At 67.0% G+C, this 20,634-nt stretch carries 19 protein-coding genes; 7 read left to right on the forward strand and 12 right to left on the reverse strand.

Translation table 11 applies throughout. The features are described from left to right. Positions 1–106: 106 nt before the first annotated feature. Complete coding sequence (locus tag AC3FMM_RS27610) at positions 107–610, reverse strand: hypothetical protein (protein WP_111516864.1); 504 nt, start codon at positions 608–610, stop codon at positions 107–109. A 281-nt stretch (positions 611–891) separates the two neighbouring features. On the opposite strand from AC3FMM_RS27610, the gene AC3FMM_RS27615 reads away from it, so the two are divergent. The 3 genes from AC3FMM_RS27615 to AC3FMM_RS27625 all read left to right on the forward strand — a co-directional run bounded on the left by AC3FMM_RS27615 (position 892) and on the right by AC3FMM_RS27625 (position 2,778). Beyond that, positions 892–1,071: a hypothetical protein gene (locus AC3FMM_RS27615; protein ID WP_041228702.1), complete on the forward strand. Its 180-nt coding sequence runs from the start codon at positions 892–894 to the stop codon at positions 1,069–1,071. Positions 1,072–1,115: 44 nt separating this feature from the next. Further along, positions 1,116–1,280: a hypothetical protein gene (locus AC3FMM_RS27620; RefSeq protein ID WP_414248656.1), complete on the forward strand. Its 165-nt coding sequence runs from the start codon at positions 1,116–1,118 to the stop codon at positions 1,278–1,280. Between the two features lie 124 nt (positions 1,281–1,404). Next, positions 1,405–2,778 carry a Fic family protein gene (locus AC3FMM_RS27625; RefSeq protein ID WP_115713731.1) on the forward strand — a complete coding sequence of 458 codons (1,374 nt, stop codon included), beginning with the start codon at positions 1,405–1,407 and terminating at the stop codon, positions 2,776–2,778. A 15-nt stretch (positions 2,779–2,793) separates the two neighbouring features. Here AC3FMM_RS27625 and AC3FMM_RS27630 read toward each other — a convergent pair whose 3' ends face one another. Next, positions 2,794–2,991: a rubredoxin gene (locus AC3FMM_RS27630; RefSeq protein ID WP_115713732.1), complete on the reverse strand. Its 198-nt coding sequence runs from the start codon at positions 2,989–2,991 to the stop codon at positions 2,794–2,796. A gap of 107 nt (positions 2,992–3,098) precedes the next feature. Continuing rightward, a complete protein-coding gene (locus tag AC3FMM_RS27635; RefSeq protein WP_488687749.1) occupies positions 3,099–7,067 on the reverse strand; it encodes a DUF748 domain-containing protein in 3,969 nt (1,322 codons plus the stop codon). Between the two features lie 343 nt (positions 7,068–7,410). Here AC3FMM_RS27635 and AC3FMM_RS27640 point away from each other — a divergent pair, with 343 nt between their 5' ends. Next, positions 7,411–8,721 carry an MFS transporter gene (locus AC3FMM_RS27640; protein ID WP_488687750.1) on the forward strand — a complete coding sequence of 437 codons (1,311 nt, stop codon included), beginning with the start codon at positions 7,411–7,413 and terminating at the stop codon, positions 8,719–8,721. Positions 8,722–8,779: 58 nt separating this feature from the next. On the opposite strand, the gene aac(3) is transcribed toward AC3FMM_RS27640, so the two are convergent. The 6 genes from aac(3) to AC3FMM_RS27670 all read right to left on the reverse strand — a co-directional run bounded on the left by aac(3) (position 8,780) and on the right by AC3FMM_RS27670 (position 14,002). Continuing rightward, the gene (gene aac(3), locus AC3FMM_RS27645) at positions 8,780–9,634 is read right to left on the reverse strand and encodes an aminoglycoside 3-N-acetyltransferase (RefSeq protein WP_116314098.1); all 855 of its coding nucleotides are present in this window, start codon (positions 9,632–9,634) and stop codon (positions 8,780–8,782) included. Positions 9,635–9,707: 73 nt separating this feature from the next. Next, positions 9,708–10,796 (reverse strand): extracellular catalytic domain type 1 short-chain-length polyhydroxyalkanoate depolymerase, encoded by a 1,089-nt coding sequence (locus tag AC3FMM_RS27650; RefSeq protein WP_115713736.1) that lies wholly within the window; start codon positions 10,794–10,796, stop codon positions 9,708–9,710. A 177-nt stretch (positions 10,797–10,973) separates the two neighbouring features. Further along, positions 10,974–11,849, reverse strand: coding sequence for a DUF2950 domain-containing protein (locus AC3FMM_RS27655; protein WP_488687751.1), 876 nt, complete (start codon positions 11,847–11,849; stop codon positions 10,974–10,976). A 5-nt stretch (positions 11,850–11,854) separates the two neighbouring features. Continuing rightward, positions 11,855–13,201 (reverse strand): DUF3300 domain-containing protein, encoded by a 1,347-nt coding sequence (locus tag AC3FMM_RS27660; RefSeq protein WP_488687752.1) that lies wholly within the window; start codon positions 13,199–13,201, stop codon positions 11,855–11,857. A 50-nt stretch (positions 13,202–13,251) separates the two neighbouring features. Beyond that, entirely contained in the window at positions 13,252–13,644 is a 393-nt protein-coding gene (locus tag AC3FMM_RS27665; RefSeq protein WP_488687753.1) for a hypothetical protein, read from the reverse strand. Between the two features lie 67 nt (positions 13,645–13,711). Continuing rightward, positions 13,712–14,002: a transposase gene (locus tag AC3FMM_RS27670; RefSeq protein ID WP_172581848.1), complete on the reverse strand. Its 291-nt coding sequence runs from the start codon at positions 14,000–14,002 to the stop codon at positions 13,712–13,714. 780 nt (positions 14,003–14,782) lie between these two features. Here AC3FMM_RS27670 and AC3FMM_RS27675 point away from each other — a divergent pair. After that, positions 14,783–15,742: a LysR family transcriptional regulator gene (locus tag AC3FMM_RS27675; protein ID WP_115713739.1), complete on the forward strand. Its 960-nt coding sequence runs from the start codon at positions 14,783–14,785 to the stop codon at positions 15,740–15,742. A gap of 417 nt (positions 15,743–16,159) precedes the next feature. Further along, the gene (locus tag AC3FMM_RS27680; protein ID WP_115683468.1) at positions 16,160–16,825 is read left to right on the forward strand and encodes a response regulator; all 666 of its coding nucleotides are present in this window, start codon (positions 16,160–16,162) and stop codon (positions 16,823–16,825) included. A 36-nt stretch (positions 16,826–16,861) separates the two neighbouring features. Here AC3FMM_RS27680 and AC3FMM_RS27685 read toward each other — a convergent pair whose 3' ends face one another. Continuing rightward, positions 16,862–17,323, reverse strand: a complete 462-nt coding sequence (locus AC3FMM_RS27685; protein ID WP_115713740.1) for a MarR family winged helix-turn-helix transcriptional regulator — start codon at positions 17,321–17,323, stop codon at positions 16,862–16,864. A gap of 32 nt (positions 17,324–17,355) precedes the next feature. Continuing rightward, a complete protein-coding gene (locus AC3FMM_RS27690; RefSeq protein ID WP_116314096.1) occupies positions 17,356–18,951 on the reverse strand; it encodes an MDR family MFS transporter in 1,596 nt (531 codons plus the stop codon). Positions 18,952–19,201: 250 nt separating this feature from the next. On the opposite strand from AC3FMM_RS27690, the gene AC3FMM_RS27695 reads away from it, so the two are divergent. After that, positions 19,202–19,492, forward strand: coding sequence for a hypothetical protein (locus AC3FMM_RS27695; RefSeq protein WP_147299348.1), 291 nt, complete (start codon positions 19,202–19,204; stop codon positions 19,490–19,492). 158 nt (positions 19,493–19,650) lie between these two features. On the opposite strand, the gene AC3FMM_RS27700 is transcribed toward AC3FMM_RS27695, so the two are convergent. Next, the gene (locus AC3FMM_RS27700; protein WP_488687754.1) at positions 19,651–20,619 is read right to left on the reverse strand and encodes a tripartite tricarboxylate transporter substrate binding protein; all 969 of its coding nucleotides are present in this window, start codon (positions 20,617–20,619) and stop codon (positions 19,651–19,653) included. Between the last annotated feature and the right edge of the window lie 15 nt (positions 20,620–20,634).

Here is a 20,634-nt window from a genome sequence, read left to right on the forward strand (position 1 = left end):
TCTAATGCCACATGGGCGCCGCACACGTAAAAGGGGGGGGGGGTACCCGGGGGTCCCCGCCGCCGCAGCTGCTGTGTGCCGGTCCAGCGTGCTGGCCGGCTCGCGCTCAGTGCGAGACGTCCTTGCTTTCCAGCTTCCAGTAGCACGCCGCCGCCGCGATGCCGAAGATCAGGTGCCCGACGAAGGTGTGCCAGCCGCGCACCTCGACAAACCACGGGAACGCCCGCGTCATCACATAGAAGTTGAAGACGTAGACCAGCACCCCGAACACCGCGCCCGCCAGCATGGCCAGGCCCAGGCTGGAATCGAGCGTGAACGGTGCCAGGATCGCCGCGAGGATCATGCCCAGCACCGCGCCCAGCACGAAGTGGATCACCAGTGCCGCGGCCACCGTACCGACGCTGAACAGCGAGGTCTGCAGCACCTCCGGCCCCATCACGATCGCCGCGATCATGCGCGTGGCCACCCAGGGGTTGACGCCCGACACCATCGACGACCAGAACAGTTCCAGCACCAGCAGCAACGCGCCCGCCGCCAGCCCGGACACCGCTGCCGCGGTCCAGTCCGGCAGTCGTCGCACGTAGTGGTGCGATTGCATGTGAAGTTCCATAGCCACCTCCGTCTCTCTCGTCGGCGGGGCATCGCACGAAAGGGGAAACACGCCCCGCGTCTCTGCTCAGCATAGGACAAGCGTTCAGCGCTTCGAGAGCGGCCAGCCGAAAAAAGGCTCGGATTGCGTACGTCGCGCAACGACCGCCTAAGGCAAGTGCGGCCGCCGATACCTGCGCGCGCCGGCACAAGCGCCGCATCGGGGACAATCCCGATGCGCACACCGTCCATACGGCACACACTGCCTATACTGGAATCACAAAAGAGAGACAGGAGACCGCCATGCACTTCACCGCGCATGATCTTGTATTCCTGATTCCGATGGCGCTGGTAGGCGTGATCGCCATGGGCTCGATCCCGGTAACCGCGAAGTTCCTGCGCATCAGTTGCCGCACCATGGGCGCGCTGATCGGCGCACTGGTCGCGGTGCTGGTGCTCGAGGCATTACCGCTGCTGATCTGACTCCCGCGGGAGTCGGGTCACACGTAGTGGGAGGAGGTCCCGCTATGTCGATCGGCCTGCTTGCCGCCATCATGGTGGCGCTGCTGTGCATTACCGTATGGCGGGCGCTGTGGCGCTGCAGCCATCCGTACCGGATGCGGTATCGGCGGTGCGCGGTGCAGCGGCAGCGCGCGGGGCTGTGCCGGCACGCGCCGCGCAGGCACGGCTGAAGGTGACGTATTGCCTGAATCACTTGGTTGACATAACTGCGCCATATTTGGCGCAGTTTGTGGCGCGGTTCATAAAACTGCGCCACAATCGCGCCACCGCTCAAGCGAACTGCGCCACGCCCCAATGTCGACCGCCCATTCCCTCCTTGAAAGCATCAGGAACGCCTCTGGCGGGTTGATGCTTGCCGAGTTGCTGGCACAGCATCCCGATGTTGCTCGACGGACCGCCCAACGCTGGATCAGCCAATGGATCGAGGACGGACAAGTCACTGCAATCGGCGAAGGGCGCGCACGTCGTTATTTCAGGGCGGGCACGACAGAGGCTGCCGCACCTTTACCCGAGCGAGACCGCTTCCCGGATTACATCCCACTTTCGGCCGACAGCCGCGACATCGCGGCGTATATCGATCAGCCTCCGGAAGCACGCAAGCCCGTGGGCTATCAACGCGACTTCCTTGACGCCTATCAGCCCAACGTCACACGATACCTTTCGGAATCGCTCCGGCGTCAGTTGCACAAGATGGGCAAGACGGCGCAAGCTGATGCGCCCGCCGGAACCTACAGCAGGGCCATCCTGAACCGGCTGCTGATCGACCTGTCATGGGCATCGAGTCATTTGGAGGGCAATACCTATTCGCGCCTCGACACTCGTGAGTTGATCGAGCATGGGAAGGCGGCGCAAGGCAAGGCGGCCATCGAAACACAGATGATCCTCAACCACAAGACAGCCATCGAACTGCTGGTGGAGAACATCGGTACGGTCGGTTTCGACCGTTATACGTTGATGAACCTGCATAGCGCGTTGTCGGAGAACCTGCTACCCAACCCCGCCGATGAAGGCCGGATTCGACAGCATGTCGTGGACATTGGCCAAAGTGTTTACCGGCCCCTGTCAGCACCACAGCAAATTGAGGAGGCACTCGAGGTCCTGCTCGGGAAAGCGGACCAGATCGATGATCCTTTCGAACAGTCATTCTTCGTGCTGGTGCACCTGCCATACCTGCAACCATTTGCGGACGTCAACAAACGCACGTCGCGCCTCATTGCTAATCTGCCGCTGTTCCGAGCAAACCTCTGTCCCCTGACTTTCCTGGATGTACCGGAGCAAGCTTATAGTCGCGCCATCCTTGGCGTGTATGAGATGACCCGCGTCGAATTGCTGCGCGATGTCTTCGTTTGGGCCTACGAGCGCTCAACCCAAGAGTACGTTGCCATCAAGCAGGACCTGTCGGAGCCTGATCCGCTCCGCCTTGCCTGGCGTGACGTGATCAAACAATCCATACGGGACGTCGTACTTCACCCCGATCAGGATGCGCTGGCCGTTATTCGGCAGGTCGTCCTGGCAAAAGTGCCGGAGGTCGATCGTGACAACGTGCAAGCGCTGATCATAGATGAGCTCCGGCGGTTGCATGAGGGCGTGCTGGCCCGCTATGGATTGCGCCCCTCGGAACTCGCAGCGTGGAAGGCAAACCAGGTGGCTGCGCCTTCCAGCTCTTGAGAAGTGCCTGCAGCGTTACAGCTCGATCATCGCGAATTCGCCCTTGCCGACGTCGCATTCCGGGCAGCGCCAGTCATCGGGGATATCCTCCCAGCGCGTGCCGGCGGCAATGCCGTCTTCCGGCCAGCCCTGCTCTTCGTCGTACACCCAGCCGCAGATCACGCACACCCACGTCTTGTAGGCGACGGCGGCTTCCATTGGCTCCTGCTGCAAAATTCACTCCTGATTCGGCGATGGAACGGATTGTCCGGGCCGAATCATACCGGTTTTCCAAGCAGGGCTTATGGCGGCGCCGCGCGGTGCCGGCGCCGCCACCCGCGCTAGCCGCGGATGGAAAAGTCCACGCGGTTGGGGGTGCCCTTGTCCTTGATGCCCTCGGCGCTGAGCTTGGGCGCGGTCAGGAACAGCCGGCTCTCGGGCACCTTGCCTTCGCGTTCGAGCGACTGCTTGACCACCAGCGCGCGCTGCTCGGCCAGGCGCTTGAGGTCGGCCTCGGTCACGGTGGCGTTGGCCATCAGCAGTTTTTCCATCTCCTCGGGCGGCAGGGTCTTGGCAAAGCCGACGAAGTTGCGCGGCTTCTTCATCGAGGTGCGCTTGTAGACCTGCTCCAGGTACTTCGGGTACTCGGCTTTCGACACCTTGACGTCGGCGCCCTGCTCGCCGGCCTCGTCGTCACCCGCTGCGGCACCGGCCTGCGCGTTGTCGCGCAGGTCGCGCCGCTTCTGCTCGGCCACGCGCGCATCCAGCCAGGCGCGGCGCGCGCCGGCTTCATCGGTGGCGGGATCGATGCGGCCGCTGATTTCCAGCCGCAGCGAGGGCCGGTCATTGAGCGCCTGGCCCAGCTTGGCGATCTTGTCCCTGGCCGCCGGGGTCAGCGTGGCGGTGCCGGGCGCGAACTCGACATAGCCCAGTTCCTCGCCGCTGCCGCCGAAAGCCGAGGCGATCAGCGAGAACGGCGAGGTGATCGCCTTGGTCAGCAGGTTGACGATCACGCGCACGATCACGCCGCCGATGCTGAACTCCGGATCCGACAGCGAGCCCGACACCGGCAGGTTCACATCGATCACGCCATTGCGGTCCTTGAGCAGCGACACCGCCAGCAGCACCGGCAGCTTGGTCGCATCGGGGCTATCGACGCGCTCGCCGAAGGTGAGCTGGTCGAGGAACAGGTGGTTGCGCGCATCGAGCCTGCCGTTCTCGATCTTGTAGGCCACGTCCACGGTCAGCTTGCCCTTGGTGATGGGATAGCCCGCGTACTTGGCGGCATACGGCGTGAGCCGCGTCAGCTCGACGCCCGCAGCCTTGGCGGCAATGTCGAGGAACAGCTGCTCGCCCAGCGGATTGAGCTTGCCGCTGATATTGACCGGCGCGTCGTCGTCGATGCGGCCGTCCAGCACCAGGTCGGCCGGGGTGGGATCGCCCGACGACACCTTCGACACCGAGCCCTTCATGCCGGTCAGGTTGGCGGTGTAGTTGGGCTTGACGAAGAAGTCCGAGAAATTGATGTTGCCCTTGTCGACCGAAACCCCGCCGATGCGGATCTGCGGCTTGGGCCCGCCCGGCTTCTGCTCGACCTGTGCGGTGCGCGTGTCGCCGGCCTGCACCGGCGGCGCGGCCGGCGCCGAGGCCGGGTTGGCTTGCGTCAGGCTGGTGGATGGCGCCGCCTCGCCCTTCTCCGCGCCGCCGGCCAGCACGTCCTGCAGGTTCAGGCGGCCGTTGGCGTTCAGGATCACGCGGGCGTAGAAATCGGACAGCGCGATATTGCCCAGGCTGACGCGCATCGGTCCCTTGCTCTCGTCCATCGCGAAGTCGATGCCGGACACCGCCAGCGAGCGCCAGCGCAGGAAATCGTCGCCGCTGACGCGGTCGACCGTGCGCACGTTGCCGGTCTGCACATTGCCGTTGAAATGCGCGGCAAGCGGCTTTCCGGCCGGCGCGTCGACATTGAGCCGGCCCTTGACCGTGAGCGTGCCGCTGCGCAGGGCGGCGTTGAAGCGGTCAGCCAGGTAAGGCTGCAACGGGCTCACGTCGACCTGGCGCAGGTCCAGCTGCAGGCGGCTGGCCGGTAGCGCCGGCAACACCGTGCCATCGATGCCGATCACGCCATGGCGGCCGGATTCGGCATGCAGCTTGACCGGCACCGCCGCCGGCGTCAGCGGCCAGGCCACCGCGCCGGTGCTCAGGCCGATATTGCGGAACTGGTGGATCACCGGGCGGCCGCGGTTGGCCTGCGCCGGCTGGTAGTCCGCGAGGCGGGCGCTGCCGCCTTCCACCACGACCTTGCCGATATTCGCCCTCCAGCCACCACCGGCAGCAGCGCCGTTGGCACCATTGGCACTGGCCTGCGGCGTGCGCCGCGGTGCGGCGCGTGCCTGCTGCGCGGATGCGCTCGCCCACAGCCGCGCCATCTCGAGCAATTCGCCGCGATGATCGCGCGTGGCGGCGATTTGCGGCTGCGCCAGCGTCACCTGGCTGGTGGCAAAGGTCTGTTTGGCGAGGTCGAACTGGATATCGTCCAGCACCAGCTTCTGCGCCTGCAGCAGCGGCAGCGCAGCACCATCCCGGTCGCTGCCGCGGTCGCCCGCGCGATCGCGCGGGCGGCGGCCGACGCCCTGCGGCCGGTCCGCGGCATGCGCATCGCCTGCGCTGGCACGCGGTCCGGCGGCCGCCGGCATCACCACCGGGTCGCGCGTGGCGACGTACAGCGGCGCCAGTTCCAGCCGCGATTTTTCCAGCACGAACTGGAACTGCGGCGCGCCCCAGGCCATGCGGTAGTGCAGCTCCGCATTGACCGCGGTGGTGCCGAACTGGCTGCGCAGCTCGCGCGGCCACCAGGCGGCAAAGCCCTGCGGGCGCAGCCCGGTGGTTTCCAGCGTGCCGGCCATCGAGCCGTCGCGCAGCAGCAGGTCGCCGGTATGGTGCAGGGTCTGGCCATCGGCCACGGTCAGCGTGGCCTCGACGCGCACGGGCTTGTCGCCGTCGGTGCCGGCAAAGCCCTTGACCTCGGCATCGAGCGGCCCGAGCGCAAGCTTGCCCGGGCCCGATGGCGCCAGCGCATCTTCGAATCCGACCCGGGCCTGCCTGATCACGATGCGGTCGACCGCATAGCGCCACGGCACTTCCTTGGCCGCGGCCGTCGCCGGGGCTGCCGGAGCAGCCGAAGCGGCGACGGGGGCCGAGGCCGGCGCCGGTGCCGGCGCCACGCCATCGGTGGACCGGCTCACCGCCTGCGGCAGGAATGCCGTGGCCAGGTTCAGCGAGCCGTCCGCGCGCCGCGCCGCCTCCACCGCCAGCCCGTCGATCTCGACGCTGCGCAGCTGCGCGCGGTGCGCCAGCGGCTCCAGCCTGGCGATATCGACCGCCAGCTTGCCGCTGCGGATCAGCGGCTGGCCGGCGCGCGTGCGCACGTCGGCTTCGCGCAGCGCGGCGGTGCCCAGCACCACCATCTCCTGCGTGTCCTGCTGCTGGCGGAACGCCACCGTCAGCCGCGTATCGAGCTTGCCGGACTTGACTTCGGCATCGCGCAACGACGGCGCGAACGCCATCATCCGCGCCACCTCGAGCCCGTCGAGGTTGATGTTGAGCCGGGTCTGGCGTGAATCGGCAAAGGGCAGCACCTCGCCGTCCAGCGCCAGCGGCGTGCCGTTGACCTGCGCGCTCAGCGTGGGCCGGGTCACGATCTCGACGTCGTGCGGCAGGTTGGACAGGAACGGCAGCGTCAGCGTCAGGTTGTCGACGCGCAGGGTGGTGTCGAGCAGCTTGTCGTCATAGCGCACGCTGCTGCCGGTCACCGCGATGTTGTTCACCGAGAAGCGCGCCGGCTTGGCATCGGCCGGCTTGGGCGGCAGCGCCGCGAACCTTTCCTGCACATCGGCAAAGCTCATGCGGCCGTCGGCGCCTCGCACCACGTGCACGGCCAGGCGGTCGACATGCAGGTTGTCCACCACGGGCGCCAGGTGCCAGACCGAGGCCAGCGAGGTATTGGCCTGCGCCTCGCCCAGCGTCAGCGCCGGCGTCTTGCCGTCGCGCTCGTAGATGGTCAGGTCGGTCAGCGTGGCCGCCAGCTCGAACGGCCGCACATGGGCCTGCCCCAGCGTGACCTTGCGCCCCAGCGCCGCGGTCGCGTTCTGTTCGACCAGGTACTTGATCAGCGGCGGGCCACCGAAATAACCCGCCAGCCCGAACACCGCCAGCGCCGCCGCCACGCCGCCCGCAATGCGCACGGCCAGCCGGCCGCGCGGCGTGGCAGCCACCGTGGCTGCCACCTGGATGGATTGCTTGAATGCCATGACGTTCCAGAAATTCCGACCCCGCAATCCGGCGCTGCACGCTTCTTTGTGCCCCGGATTTCACATTTTTCGACATTATGGCAACGGTTTCGGACAAAGCAAAGAAATAGACCCGGCCAGACCCGCCCGCGGACCGGCGCTGGTCCACTTCCGGTTTTGACCGCTCAACGGCTCGTGCGCCGATCTGGTATCTTTACGTCCTTTGCGAAGCGTTCCGTCGCAAGCCTGTGGCTTACCCGCCGCGCCGTGCCTGCCTCTCCCGCGCTGTACCCTCCGGCCACACCCATCACGTTATTCCGTGCTGCGCGCTTCGCATGCGTTCTCTTCCATGCGAGTCCATTCCATGTCTACCACCAGCAGTACCGCCGCGGGTGTCGGCACGCCGCGCGCCGGCGCGCGCGCCCTCACCGGCCAGGATTACAAGACGCTTTCCCTTGCCGCCCTCGGCGGCGCGCTCGAATTCTACGACTTCATCATCTTCGTGTTCTTCGCGACGGTGATCGGCCAGTTGTTCTTCCCGCCGTCCGTGCCCGACTGGCTGCGCCAGTTGCAGACCTTCGGCATCTTCGCGGCGGGCTACCTGGCGCGGCCGCTGGGCGGCATCATCATGGCGCACTTCGGCGACCTGCTCGGCCGCAAGAAGATGTTCACACTGTCGATCCTGCTGATGTCCGTGCCCACGCTGCTGATGGGCCTGATGCCGACTTACCAGTCGATCGGACTGGCCGCGCCGGTGCTGCTGCTGGTGCTGCGCATCCTGCAAGGCGCGGCCGTCGGCGGCGAAGTGCCTGGGGCCTGGGTCTTCGTTTCCGAGCACGTGCCCGCGCGCCATGTCGGCTACGCGTGCGGCACGCTGACCGCGGGGCTGACCGCCGGCATCCTGCTCGGCTCGCTGGTGGCCACCGGCATCAACACCGTCTTCACCCCGGCCGAACTGGCCGACTACGGCTGGCGCGTACCCTTCCTGATCGGCGGCGTGTTCGGCATCGCGTCGATGTACCTGCGCCGCTGGCTGCACGAGACCCCGGTGTTCGCCGAACTGCAGCAGCGCAAGGCGCTGGCCGCCGAGATGCCGCTGAAGTCGGTGATGCGCGACCACGGCGGCAGCGTCGCGGTGTCGATGCTGCTGACCTGGATGCTGTCGGCCGGCATCGTGGTGGTGATCCTGATGACCCCCACCTTCCTGCAGAAGCTGTATGGCTTCGACGCGCGCACGGCGCTGGTCGCAAACAGCGTCGCCACGCTGTGCCTGACGGTCGGCTGCATCGTGTCGGGCGCGCTGGCCGACCGCATCGGCGCGCGCCGCACGCTGTTCTTCGGTGGCCTGCTGCTGGCGGTCTGCGCCTACGCGTTCTACACCACCATCTTCACCCGCCCCGACCTGCTGCTGCCGCTGTACGCGCTGGCGGGCTTCCTGGTCGGCACCATCGGCGCGGTGCCGTTCGTGCTGGTCAATGCGTTCCCGGCGCAGGTGCGGTTCTCGGGGCTATCGTTCTCGTACAACGTGTCCTATGCGATCTTCGGCGGCCTGACGCCGATGGTGGTGACGCTGATGCTGAAGAACGACCCGCTGGCGCCGGCGCATTATGTGGTGGCGTTGTGTGTGGTGGGGATGGTGACGGCGCTATTTGTGAAGGAGCGGTCGCCGGAGTGATAGGGCCATCGCGGCAGATAAAGCGGGACGGGTGGTGAAATGCCGTTCTGTTAAGGGATCAATCACTACCGTCATTCCCGCGCACGCGGGAACGACGGTTCGCGGACAGCCCGAAATAGTGCTGTTCCAGGTAGCCGACGCCGAACGCCACGATATCCCGGGCGTCGATCAGATAGCAGTGTGCACAGCCCACCTGGCCTTCGGTGTGCCGGCCTAAGGGAACATAGGCTCTGGCGATGGTTTCTACACCGTCCGGCTGGCCTTCGATGGCAAAGCAATCCAGAATCCCGTTCGAGTCAAAGTCCTCTGCGGCCTTCCACACGGCCTGCCCGTCCGCGCCTTGCAGAGGCATCTCATAGGTGACGCGGCGCTTGCCGGGGATCTCGGCAATGGCCTCGGCGTAGTGCAGGACGGTCAGAGCATCGAGACCAGCGCCAAGCAGCAGCACTTTGCCGCCCTCGTTAACAAAGCGCTCGATCGGAGAGCCTTTGCCAAAGGCTTCACCAAGCCGATGTGGCTCGATCAGGAATCTTGCGCGTGGTCCGAGCGCGACCATGGAAGCGTCCGGATGGCCGCTTCGCAAGGCACCCGGGGATGTGGCGAGATAATGGTTGAGCAAGCCGAAGCCGCGATACGTGCCTGCCGTTGCAGGATCGAAAGGCGGCCAGTTGCGCCGCTGCTGTTCGTCCATCTTCGCACCGTGCAGTGTCTCTTCGTAGGGAGACCGATCCCATGAGGCATAACCTAGCAGCGTGCCTTCGGGGCCAACGGCGTCGCGAAGTGCTGCCACAAGGGCAACAGCGCCTCCGTCGATAGGGCCGATGGCCTTTAGCGAGGCATGTACCATCACAAGGTCGCCGGCATGGACTCCGAGCGAGCGAAGTTCGCAGGTGATTGTGGCTTGGCTTCGCATTGTCCGCTTTCCCATGTGCCGATCGGTGCGACGCCGGGCGACACAAACTCAGGCGCCTGCCACGCACTGCGGCTCAGCGCCGATACTGCCGAAAAAACCCCCACATCATCGCGCTCGCATCCGGCCCGATATCGCTGTGGTAACTGTAGCGGTCGTCGCCGCCGCTCCAGGCATGCCCCAGGCCTTCCACCTCGACCAGCGTCACCAGGTCGCGCTGCCAGCGGCCGAAGCGGTATTCATGCGAGCGGCCCGGCATGTCGCCTTCCGGATCGAAGCGAGCGGGGCGGCCGGCGAGGCGGTCTTCCAGGCCGTTGTAGGCCAGGAACTGCCGCGCCAGCAGCCGCCCGTTGACCGGATGCACCGCTTCATCGGCCAGACCATGGATCACCAGTGCGGGCATCTCGGAGCCGCCCGGTGTTACGCCGGCGGCATCGAGCAGCCAGGCGGGCTCGGCCTCGGAGCCTTCCTGCATCGCGCGCAGGCCAGCGCGGGGGTTGCCGGCCGCGCCGATGACCACGCCGGAATGGAGCGCCACGGCGGCCACCTTGTCCGGGTAGCGCAGCGCCACCACCGCGGCCATGGCCGCGCCGGCGGACATGCCCGCCAGGTAGATCTCGCGCTCGCGTACGTCATGGCGCGCCGCCAGCGCGTCGACCAGCGCGGCCACGGCCTGCGCCTCGCGTCCGCCGTCGGCCGCGCCGAGGTCGAACCATTGCCAGCAGCGCTGCACCTGGCGGCGCAATGGCTGTTGCGGGTAGGCGACGATAAAGCCTTCGCGTTCGGCCAGTGCATTTAGGCGCGTACCTGCGGCCAGCTCGTCCGGCGTCTGGCGACAGCCATGCAGCGCCACCACCACCGGCAGCGGGCCGCGATGGGCCTTCGACGGGATGTAGAGGTGATAAGACAGTTGCGGCACCAGTTCGCCCGGCATGGGTGCCAGGCGCAGCCGGTGCGCCTGCCAGCTGCCGGGCAGGATGCCGGGATCGGCAACCGGGCGCGCGGGCCGGGCAGGCCTTGGCGGGTCGGGCAGGCGCGTCGGTGTGAGCGGATTGAGCGAATCCATGCGCCGGAGCCAGGATTTCACCTGGGCTTCCGTGCGGTTCTGCACGCGGCTCAAACGCCGCATGCGAGCATGCCAGTCTGCTGCAAGGCTCTTCGTCATGAGGACTCCTTTGTGACGGAATCTCCCCCTATGCCTTTATTGTTGCGTTGCAGCATACCATAGACGTGAGTCGTCCACCCCCAATGGGGACTGTGAGTGGGGAAAACGAAACGGAGTCTTGACGATGCCGGTGGGCGCCGGCCGCCCATGATTTCCGGGCGGCGCAAGCGGAAGATGTCAGCGATCGGCCACCCGCTTCCAGCCTTGGGGCGAGAAGCTGCGCATGGCCCGGGCGCGCGATGCCGTGCCGGACCCCAGGTCCCGTTCGTAGAACACACGGTCGCTTCCAAGCAGGAAGGTATGGACGCCGGTATCGCCGTAGCGCGCCGGCCATGCGACCAGTCCGTAGCCGCCGTCGCTACCCGGGGTGGCCGGCAGGATGCGGTAGTGGTAACCGTAGAACGCGTCGGCGGCAGGCGTTTCCGGCCCCATCGCCAGTGCATCGGGCCCGAGCGGGCTGGCGTCCTGCTCGCTGTCGGCCGGCCAGTAGAGTCCGTCGGTCTTGCCGGGCGTGCTGATCAGCCGCCTGGCGTAGCGGCCCTGGCCCACCTGCTCGGCATAGCGCTGCTGGGCGTCCGCCAGTTGCAGCAGGGTTTCCATGGTGACCAGTTCGTTGCGACCAAGCCGGCGGCGGCGCACTTCCTGCTGGCCGGCAGGCAGGTCGAACTGCCAGCCGCCCTTCTGCCGGGCAAGGGGCACCGGGAAAGTCCATCCGCTCTCGCCCACCGCAATGCGCACGCGGTTGTCGCCTTCGGGCTGCACGGCATGGTGGCGCGCCCATGCGCCCAGGAAGTCATAGACGTCGTCCTGATCGATCGAGCCTTGCGGCACCAGCAACTGGTATTGCCTGCCAAGCACACGCTGCAGTGCGTCGGCATCGCTGCGTGCGATGGCGTCGCCGAGCGCGTCGGCTGCCGCTTGCGGACTCGGAAAGACCTGTTGCGCCGCCGCGGGGACGGCCAGCGACAGGGCCAGGGTCGCAGCCACCAGCGACAGCATGCGCGCACCGCGAAGGAAGGCGACGGCGGGAATCAGGTTACCGGTCTTGCGCATCTGCATTACCTCCGGCCATGGCCAAAATGTTCACCGCCGCCGAGCCGGCCTCCGCCACCTGGCCCGCCGCCGTGGCGCATGCCGCCCTGGTTGAACCCGGCCGGACGCACCGGTGCCGCCTGGTGCTGGGAAAACCCGGCGCGCTGCGTCTGCTGGCGCATGCGATCGCCGTTGCCGGCGTCGCGCAGTGCGCTGTCACGATTGGCATTGCGCGCACGGTCACGTGCCGCGGCCTGATCGGCGCGCTGGTGCTCGGCACCGGCGGGACGCGGATTGCGCGTGCCGGCACTGCCCGCGCCCGGCCGCGCGCCCTCGGTGCGGCCGGCCACGCCGCCGGCATGGCCGGGAATCGCCTGGCCGGTACGGCCTTCGAACGAGCGGGCGGCGCGATCGCGAGCCTGGTCACGCGCCGACGGTTCACGCTGCACGGCGCCGGCGCCGCCGACGCGCTGGCCCGGCTGCGCGCCCGCCTGGCGGTTGGCCAGGCCGGCCTGGCGCTGCTGGTCATAGCGGCCGCGCACCGCCGCGTTGTTGTAGGGCACGTTGCCGCGCCGGGCCGGATCGTGCTGCCAGTTCACGTTGGCACGGTTCACGTCCAGGCGCTGGTTGACATTGATGTTGTTGTAGCGATTCACGTTGATATTGACATCGTGGTCGTGCCAGTTGAATCCGCCCCACATCGCATCGACCGCTGCCACACCCAACCCGAAGCCGATGCCCGACACCAGCGCCGTGGCGAACACCGAGCCCGGCGGCGGCGGGTAATACGCCGGCGGATAGGCCGGATACGGCCAGGTGCCGTAAACCGTGGTCGGGTTATAGGCAGGCACATAGACCACTTGCGGATTGGCCGGCTCGATTTGCACGATGGTGGTGCCGCCGGTACTCTGGGTCACCACCTTCTGCTGTTCGGTGGTCTTGAGCGTGCCCGCTTTCTGCGCCTGCAAGCGCAAGCGCTGCACCGAGTCCATCACGTCATTGGGCTGCGCCAGGAAGGCATCGCCGATCGACTGCACCCATTGCGGCTGGCGGCCCATCATGTCGAGCACCGACGGGAAGGCGGCCAGCGATTGCACGCTGGGGTCCCAGGTCTGGCTGGCCACCGCCTTGGTGGCGGCGTCGCCCGACAGGCTGGGATTGGCCTTGGACCATTGCGCCGCCGCGGCCACGTCGGCCGGATAGGTGGCGGCCATCAGCACCTGGGACAACAGCGCATCGGGATACAGCGCCACCGGCGCAGTGAGCTGGTCCAGTTGCGCCTGGCTCAGCGTGGTTTGCGCCAGCGCGGGCTGCAGCGGAGCCATTAGCACCATTGCCAGGCACCATGCGAAAAGCTGTTGAAGACGATGCATGTTGACTCCACAAGTTCGCAAGTGACAGCCCGCCCCCGCCAGGCCACCGCTCAGCGGCGCTCCTGCGCGCACTGCTGGCGATACGCTTCTTCCAGGCGCTTCCGATCCGCCTGCCGTTCCAGTGTCGGGTAGGTGCGCCCGTCAGCCGTGGTGACCGAACCTTTGCCGGTGGACCATTGCGGTCCGCCGGGCAGTGCGTTGATCTGGTCGAGCAAGCCCAGGCAGTGCTGCCGCTGCGATGCCGACAGCGTGCCGCCAGGCCCTTCCACCACCGCGGTGGCCTCATCCAGCATCCGCGGCGGTGGCGGCGCCACCATCGGCGTAGCGGCCGCCGAAGCGGCGGCTGCGGCCGCAGCCGCACTGGCATTGCCAGCCGCCCACAACGGGGCAGCCGCCATGGCGGTGCATGCCAGCATGCCCACCTTGATCAGAAACTTCATCAAACCCATGACTCCAGAGCCGTCCACGGCGAGCCGTCTGCCGTGGGCATGTTGCGGGAACCGTCCGTCGCTAGCGGTCCTTGCTATTGCCGCCGCGGCGGCCGGTGCGGTTGCGCATCAGCTCAAGCTTGAGCAGCGCGTCCGCAAGCATACTCTTCAGCTTGGCATTCTCTTCCTGCAGTTCGCGCAGCTTGCGCCCGTCCCGCGCTTCGCCGGTGCCGGGCTGGCCGTAGCGGCTGCGCCACCCGTAGAACGATGCATCGCTGAAGCCATAGCGCGCGCACAGCTCGCGCACCGGCACGCCGCTGGCTGCCTCGGCGAGATAACCGCGGATCTGTTCTTCCGAATACCGTCTGTTCACGAATCTCTCCGCTTCGCAACGGCGGGGCCCAGGCGTCGCACAGCCGCGACGCCAACCGTGCCGACTCTCGCCGTAAGTTAGCCCAGAGCCGCCGCAAAAGGCAATTCAGTGTCTTCGCAGTGCGAGTTAAGAAAATTATCGCGGCGCAGGGGTGCCAGCCATTGGCACGCGTCACCAAAATTCGTTATTCCAATTTGGAAATTGCATGGACTGATTGCATGCAAAGGTCACCCAAGCGGGGGATGAAATACCGTGACCGGAACTGGTATTTGACGCCAGACCGGCCCGCAAACGCTTATGGCAAGCCATGTCTTCAGAGCGATACAAGAGCGTCAAAAAAGAATGTACAGGTCTGTCATCAATTCAAGTTTCTAGGACTTTCTCTAAGCATGTATTAAGATTCCTCGGCATAACTAAATTTCACACGCCTTCGCACGGCGCCCTTGCGGTGCCGGCAGAAGCGCGGCCCGGCAGCGCACCACCCAGAAGTCGCCCTGCATGCCGATACCCATCCCGGCCGCCGGCATGCGCCGGATTTTGATGGATCAAAGCATCGCCAAGTTGTGGGTCTGAGCTACGTGGACACTGGCGTGTCACGCGTGTAGTGAAACATCCTGCGGAACCCTTGCGTGCGGGATTTCAAGCTTGACCCACTTGGCTCGCGCGGCGTGGCAAACGCGCGGTGCGCCCTGGTTTCATGCGTGCCATCACTGGCGCATCGCTGTTTGCATCGGACCGACAAGAACAAGAAAGCGAAGTCATGTGTCAGGAGAAGTCGGAATGCGTCATGTCAGCACGAAGTTGTTGCATGTCTTTGTTCTGGTCATGGAGTACCGTGACCTGAGCGCCGTTGCGGCCTGCACCCAGGGACGCGTGCCCACGGTGGCCTACAGCCTTGCGCGCTTGCGCGAGATCACCGGCGACCCGTTGTTCGTCAAGCGCAACGGCATGCTCGAGCCCACCCCGCATGCACTGCGGCTGGAACAGACGGCGCGCCAGATCCTGGCCAAGTGGAACCACCTGGTGCGGCCCGGCGAACCGGGCCTGAGCAAACGCCGCGAAGGCGGCAGGCGCGTTTCCATCGGCTTTTCCTCATCGATCGGCGATCCCGTCATCACCGAGATCCTGACCGCGCTGTGCGAGCAGTTTCCGCAAGACAGCTTTGTCACGCGCCCGGTGATTGCCGACGCCGCCCTCGCGGGCCAGCTGAGCGAGGGCGAGCTCGACTGCGCCTTCGTCGTCGATAGCGGCCATGATCCCGAGCGCGTGCGCCAGCACAACATCATGGCCACGCCGCGCCGGCTGGTCAGCGCCACGCGCGGCGGCAGCCAGGATGAGAGCGAAAGCGCGTGGATCCTGCTGCAGGAAGACAGCGAGGCCGGCAGCCCGCTGCGTGCCTTCCTGAGCCGGCAGGCCAGCACGCCGGGTCATCGCGAGACGGTGGTGCCCTCGTGGCATACGCAGATCACGCTGCTGCACTCCGCCGGCGGCATCTGCTCCGTGCTGGATTTCAACGTGCCGCTGGTCACGCGCGAGCGCAAGACCCGGCTGCTGGCACCACCAAGCAGCTTCCCCGAATGGGCCGCGCTGCACTTCTGGGGGCCTGAGCGCAGCCGCGACCAGGGCGTGCTGCGCGATGTCATGGAAGTCGGCAGCGCCGTGCTGCGCGACCCGCTCAAGGCCATCGACGGGCGCCGTAACGGGCGTCCCGCAGTCGCGTCCGAGGTCGCAACGACCTGACGCCAGGCGCGACACCAACGTGCAAACGGGCGCTGTCCGCCGCAAGGCGGCAGCGCCTTTCTTGTCACGGACCGCTGTCACGGATCGGCGACAGCCGCACCGTTCATCACCCCCCCGAGATGGATTTTCGAACTGCCGGCCCGCGCTGCACTCGCGCGCGCTGGATGGCGCAAGGATCTTTTCGGGCCGTGATTTACGAATCCTCCTAGTTCCGCCGCACTGGCTCGCCGCTATGCTGCCATGGCATTGCCGCAGTCCGGCCGTCTCCCGTTTGGCCCGGACCGGCGGTCATGCGAGCAGTTGTCCGGCGCCTCCATGTCTGGCGTCATTTTTGCGCCGCACGTCGCCATGGCGTGCGGCGTTTTCTTGACGTTTGCCGAAGGCTGCGCCGCCTGAACATGAATCGAGGAGCACCCGATGGCATTGAGGATCCTGCTTGCCGATGACCACCCGCTGGTCTCGGCGGCCGTCGCCGACCGCCTGCACACCCAGACCGGCTGGGAAGTCTGCGGCAGCGTGACCAGCGCGACGGCGCTGCTCAACAGCATCGACAGCCTGCGCCCCGATGTCGTCATCACGGACTACCACATGCCCGCGCAGGGCGAACGCAACAGCGACGGACTGCGGCTGCTGGCAAGCCTGCGGCGGCGGCATCCGTCAATGGCGGTGATCGTGCTGACCATGATCACCAACCCGCTGGTGCTGCGCTCGATCCTCGACACCCAGGTGCACGGACTGGTGCTGAAGGACGCCCCGCTGACCGAACTGGTCACGGTCGTGTACCGCATCCAGCGCGGCTTTCATTACATCGGCAAGTCGGCCATGGAGGTGCTGTCGCAGGCCGACCCGGGCAGTCTGGCAGGTGCTGGCCGGGCCGGCGCGGAACGCCTGTCGCGGCGTGAAATGGAAGTACTGCGGCTATACCTGACCGGGCGCTCGGTCAGCGAGATCGCGATCCAGCTGTGCCGCAGCGTCAAGACCATCAGCCGGCAGAAGAACTGCGCCATGCAGAAGCTCGGCGTCACCAACGACCGCGAGCTGTTCGAGTTCGCCGCGCTCAACGGCCTGCTGCTTAGCGGTTGAGCGCATTGCAGCCGCTCGGCGTACCCTGCCGCGGCTTCAGGCCGCGTCGGCCTGCTCCGCCGCGCGGGCCTGTGCGTGGGCAATGCCCGCCTCCAGGCGCGCCAGGCCGCGCGACAGTTCGCGCATGGTCGTGGGCGAGACCTCGGACAGCACATCCTCGAGAAAGGCCGAGCGCAGCGGCATGGCGCGCGCCACCACCTCGCGCCCGGCCGGCGACAGCGTGACATGGGTCACGCGGTTGTCGCGCTCGGACGTGGTGCGATCGACCCAGCCCAGTTCCTGCATGGCCTTGAGCTGGCGCGTCAGCGCACCGGGATCCATGACGACGAGGTCGGCCAGCGCCTTCTGGCCGATGGCGCCCTCCTGGTGATGCAGCGCATGCAGGATGCGCCAGCGCGGCAAGGGCAGTCCCATGCGCTGCTCGAACGCCCCCGCATAGGCGCGGTAGGTTCGGCCGAACTGCTGCAATACGGCCACGCTCTGTCGCTCCAGTTCCATCCGTTCTCCTCAGGTTAAGTTGCCGCCGGACTTCACTCCGCCGCCATCGCCGGCGCCGGACCGCGGGTCAGCTTGATCGATGGCACCTGGCGCGCGCACCACACGCCCAGCGCGGCCGCTGCACCCGCCACTACCAGGCCGAGGTGGATGGACCCCACCAGCGACACGCGCGCCTGCTCCAGCAGCAAGGCGCCATTGTGCCCGGCCTGCTCCAGCTGGCCGAGCAGCGCCAGCTGCGACGCCTTGTCGATCAGCACCTGCGGGTCGGCCATGCGCGATGCCCACTGGATCGCATCGGCGCCGGACAGCGCCTGCTCGACGCCGCCGGTATAGCTGCGCGTCACCAGCGTGCCCACAATCGCCGTGCCGACCATGCCGCCCACCATGCGCAGCGACTGCAGCATGGCCGTGGCGATGCCGAGGTGCTCGCGGCCCGCGGTCTGCTGCGCGAACACCGTCAGGTTGGGCATGATAAAGCCCAGGCCCAGCCCGCCGACCAGCATGATGACCATCAGCACGCCATGCGGCATGCCGCGCGTGGCCTGCGACAGCCCCAGGCACGACAGCGCCAGCATGCCGAAGCCGGCATAGAGCATGGTATTGGGCCGGCGGATGCGCGTGACGATGCGGCCGTTCAGGATGCTGCCGACGGTGATGCAGACCACCAGCGGCGTGATCAATACCCCCGCCTCCTTCGGCGAGTAGCCGAAGCCGCCCTGGAACAACAGCGGCGCATACAGCAGCAGCGCGAACATGGTGAAACCGGCGAACACCGAGAGCTTGAACAGCGGCGCCAGCCCCGGGTCGCGGAACATCTCGACCGGCAGGATCGGATTGGCGCAGCGCCGCTCCCACTGCCACAGCGCCACCAGTGCCACCGCCGCCAGCACGAGCAGGCCCGCGGTATAGGCGTCGAGACCACGCGCCGGCAGCAATTCCACGCTCATCTGCAAGCTGCCGAGCCCGGCCGCGATCAGCAGCGCCCCCAGCCAGTCGACACGGATCGGCCCGCGATGCGCCTGCTGGCGCAGATGCGGCAGGTAGCGCCAGGCAAACCACAGCCCCAGCACGCCCACCGGCAGGTTGACGTAGAACACGGCGCGCCAGCCATACCACTCCGTCAGCAGCCCGCCCAGCGACGGACCGATCGCATTGGCAATGCCGAACGCCGCGCTCAGCATCACCTGCCAGCGTAGCCGCACGTGCGAATCCGGGAACAGGTCGGCGATGCAGGCAAAGGCCGTACCGACCAGCATGCCGCCGCCGATGCCCTGCAGCGCGCGCGCCGCCACCAGGAACGGCATGTTCGGCGCCATGCCGCACAACGCCGAGGCCACCGAGAACACCACGATCGATGCCAGCACGAACGGCTTGCGTCCGTAGTAGTCGCCCAGCCGGCCGAACACCGGCACGGTAATCACCGAGGTCAACAGGTAGGCCGTGGCGACCCACGCGTAGTATTCGAACCCCTGCAGCTCCGCCACCACCGTGGGCAGCGCCGTCCCGACCACGGTCTGGTCCAGCGCCACCAGCATCACCACGAAGGCCACGCCCAGCATGGCCAGCAGCGACTCGCGAAACGGCAGGACCTGGCCGGCAGGCTGAGGACTTTGTGGTTCGGGGGTCATTTTATTGCTCGATCAATCGTTGCATTGTCAATAATTATAGGTCAACTTTTGCGGCCGTGCCTTCCATCTCAGGCGCGGTTGTGATGCCCGCGCCCGGGGACATGAGCGGGCGGAAGCCCCGCTACACCAACAAGGTGGCGCCGGCCCAGGCGATCAACAGGATCCCAGAGTCAAGACGGCATCCGCGCCAGCATGTGCGTCGGGCTACCCACAGCTTGGTGATGTACCATCGCCGGAAACGGAGGTCGCCATGCCCGCAGAGATGCGGAAGTGCCTGTGGTGGTACAAGTTGTGCTGGGTCCTGGTATGGCTGTGCGCCAGCACCTTGCTGGTCGGGGCGCCGGGCCTCCTGATGGCCGCCCTCTTTGTAGCCGCCGCGCTCGCGGGCGGCGCTTCGGCGGCGTACCTGGAACAAGTCAAGCCAACCATCGTCGCCGATTTCGTCTGGTTCGCTGCCTCGGCGGCGGTACTGCTGTTCCCGCTGGCGCTGGCGATCCACAGCGTGCGCGTCTATCGCCTGAGCCGGACGGACTGGACGTAACGCCCGTCTCAAGCGCCATGCTTGCCTTACGCGGCTACACGGTCTGGTCGGTGCCGGAGAACGACCGATAGCAGCGACTGGCCGCCAATGCGAGTCTGCGACACGATCAGCCGGTCGGCCGCGGCGCGGCAGTCGAGGGGCCCGCAGGCCCCCGCGGATTATTCAGGTTGAATACCCGATTGCTTCACCAGATTCCCCCAGCGGTCCACCTCCGCGCGCAGCCGGTCGCCGAGTTGGGCGGGCGTCGACGCTTTCAGGTCGATGCCCTGGCTGTCTAGCCGGGCCCTGGTCTGCGGGCTCACCAGCGCCGCGCGGACTTCGTCGGCAAGCCGGTTCACCACCGTCGTCGGTGTCCGCGCCGGCGCGACCAGGGCCCACCACTGGCTGACCTGCATGCCGGGCAGTCTGGCTTCGGCGGCGGTCGGCACGCCGGGCAGCGCGGCCACGCGCACCGGGCCGGTCACCATCAGCGCCGAGATCTTGTTGCCGCCCAGCAGGCTGCTGCCGCTTGCCATCGTGGCGAAATGCCCCTTGACCAGTTGCGCGGAGACATCGGTCAGCGCCGGCGCCGAACCGCGGTACGGCACGGCGTCGACCGGGATCCCCACCTGGCTTTCCAGCATCTTGGCGGCCAGATGGCTGATCGAGCCGTTGCCGCTGGTGGCCAGCTGCAGCGGCGTTCCCGCCTTGCGCGAGTCCGCCAGGAAGCGCTGGATCTCTCCGGCACGATATTGCGCGCTGTCCGCGAACAGGATCAGCGGCGCCTCGCCCAGCAGTGACACCGGCGTGAAGTCGCGCAACACATCGTAGGGCATCTGGCGGAACACCGACGGTGCAACGGTGTGCGCCAGTTCGATCACGCCCAGCGTGTAGCCATCCGGCGCGGACTTGGCCAGCGTGTCGGCGCCGATGCGGCCGGAGGCCCCGGCGCGGTTGTCGACCACCACCGGCTGGCCCATCGATTCGCTCAAGCGCTGCGCGACCGCGCGCGCCAGCGCATCGGTACTGCCACCGGCGGCCCACGGCACGATCAGCCGGATCGGTTTTTCCGGATAGGCAGCCAGCGCCGCCGGCATATGGGCCGCGAGGCAGCAAGTGATGGCGGTCAGCAGGTAACGCAGCTTCATGAAGGTCTCCCCAAG

The organism is Cupriavidus sp. 207A1 (genome assembly GCF_057798955.1).

What these genes read in the sequence shown, in the direction of transcription:
- AC3FMM_RS27640 (WP_488687750.1), top strand. Translation starts at nt 7,411, where the DNA reads ATGTCTACCACCAGCAGTACCGCCGCGGGTGTCGGCACGCCGCGCGCC.
- AC3FMM_RS27690 (WP_116314096.1), bottom strand. Translation starts at nt 18,951, where the DNA reads ATGACCCCCGAACCACAAAGTCCTCAGCCTGCCGGCCAGGTCCTGCCG.
- AC3FMM_RS27700 (WP_488687754.1), bottom strand. Translation starts at nt 20,619, where the DNA reads ATGAAGCTGCGTTACCTGCTGACCGCCATCACTTGCTGCCTCGCGGCC.
- AC3FMM_RS27610 (WP_111516864.1), bottom strand. Translation starts at nt 610, where the DNA reads ATGGAACTTCACATGCAATCGCACCACTACGTGCGACGACTGCCGGAC.
- AC3FMM_RS27615 (WP_041228702.1), top strand. Translation starts at nt 892, where the DNA reads ATGCACTTCACCGCGCATGATCTTGTATTCCTGATTCCGATGGCGCTG.
- AC3FMM_RS27650 (WP_115713736.1), bottom strand. Translation starts at nt 10,796, where the DNA reads ATGACGAAGAGCCTTGCAGCAGACTGGCATGCTCGCATGCGGCGTTTG.
- AC3FMM_RS27680 (WP_115683468.1), top strand. Translation starts at nt 16,160, where the DNA reads ATGGCATTGAGGATCCTGCTTGCCGATGACCACCCGCTGGTCTCGGCG.
- AC3FMM_RS27685 (WP_115713740.1), bottom strand. Translation starts at nt 17,323, where the DNA reads ATGGAACTGGAGCGACAGAGCGTGGCCGTATTGCAGCAGTTCGGCCGA.
- AC3FMM_RS27625 (WP_115713731.1), top strand. Translation starts at nt 1,405, where the DNA reads ATGTCGACCGCCCATTCCCTCCTTGAAAGCATCAGGAACGCCTCTGGC.
- AC3FMM_RS27620 (WP_414248656.1), top strand. Translation starts at nt 1,116, where the DNA reads ATGTCGATCGGCCTGCTTGCCGCCATCATGGTGGCGCTGCTGTGCATT.
- AC3FMM_RS27660 (WP_488687752.1), bottom strand. Translation starts at nt 13,201, where the DNA reads ATGCATCGTCTTCAACAGCTTTTCGCATGGTGCCTGGCAATGGTGCTA.
- AC3FMM_RS27655 (WP_488687751.1), bottom strand. Translation starts at nt 11,849, where the DNA reads ATGCGCAAGACCGGTAACCTGATTCCCGCCGTCGCCTTCCTTCGCGGT.
- AC3FMM_RS27695 (WP_147299348.1), top strand. Translation starts at nt 19,202, where the DNA reads ATGCCCGCAGAGATGCGGAAGTGCCTGTGGTGGTACAAGTTGTGCTGG.
- AC3FMM_RS27675 (WP_115713739.1), top strand. Translation starts at nt 14,783, where the DNA reads ATGCGTCATGTCAGCACGAAGTTGTTGCATGTCTTTGTTCTGGTCATG.
- AC3FMM_RS27635 (WP_488687749.1), bottom strand. Translation starts at nt 7,067, where the DNA reads ATGGCATTCAAGCAATCCATCCAGGTGGCAGCCACGGTGGCTGCCACG.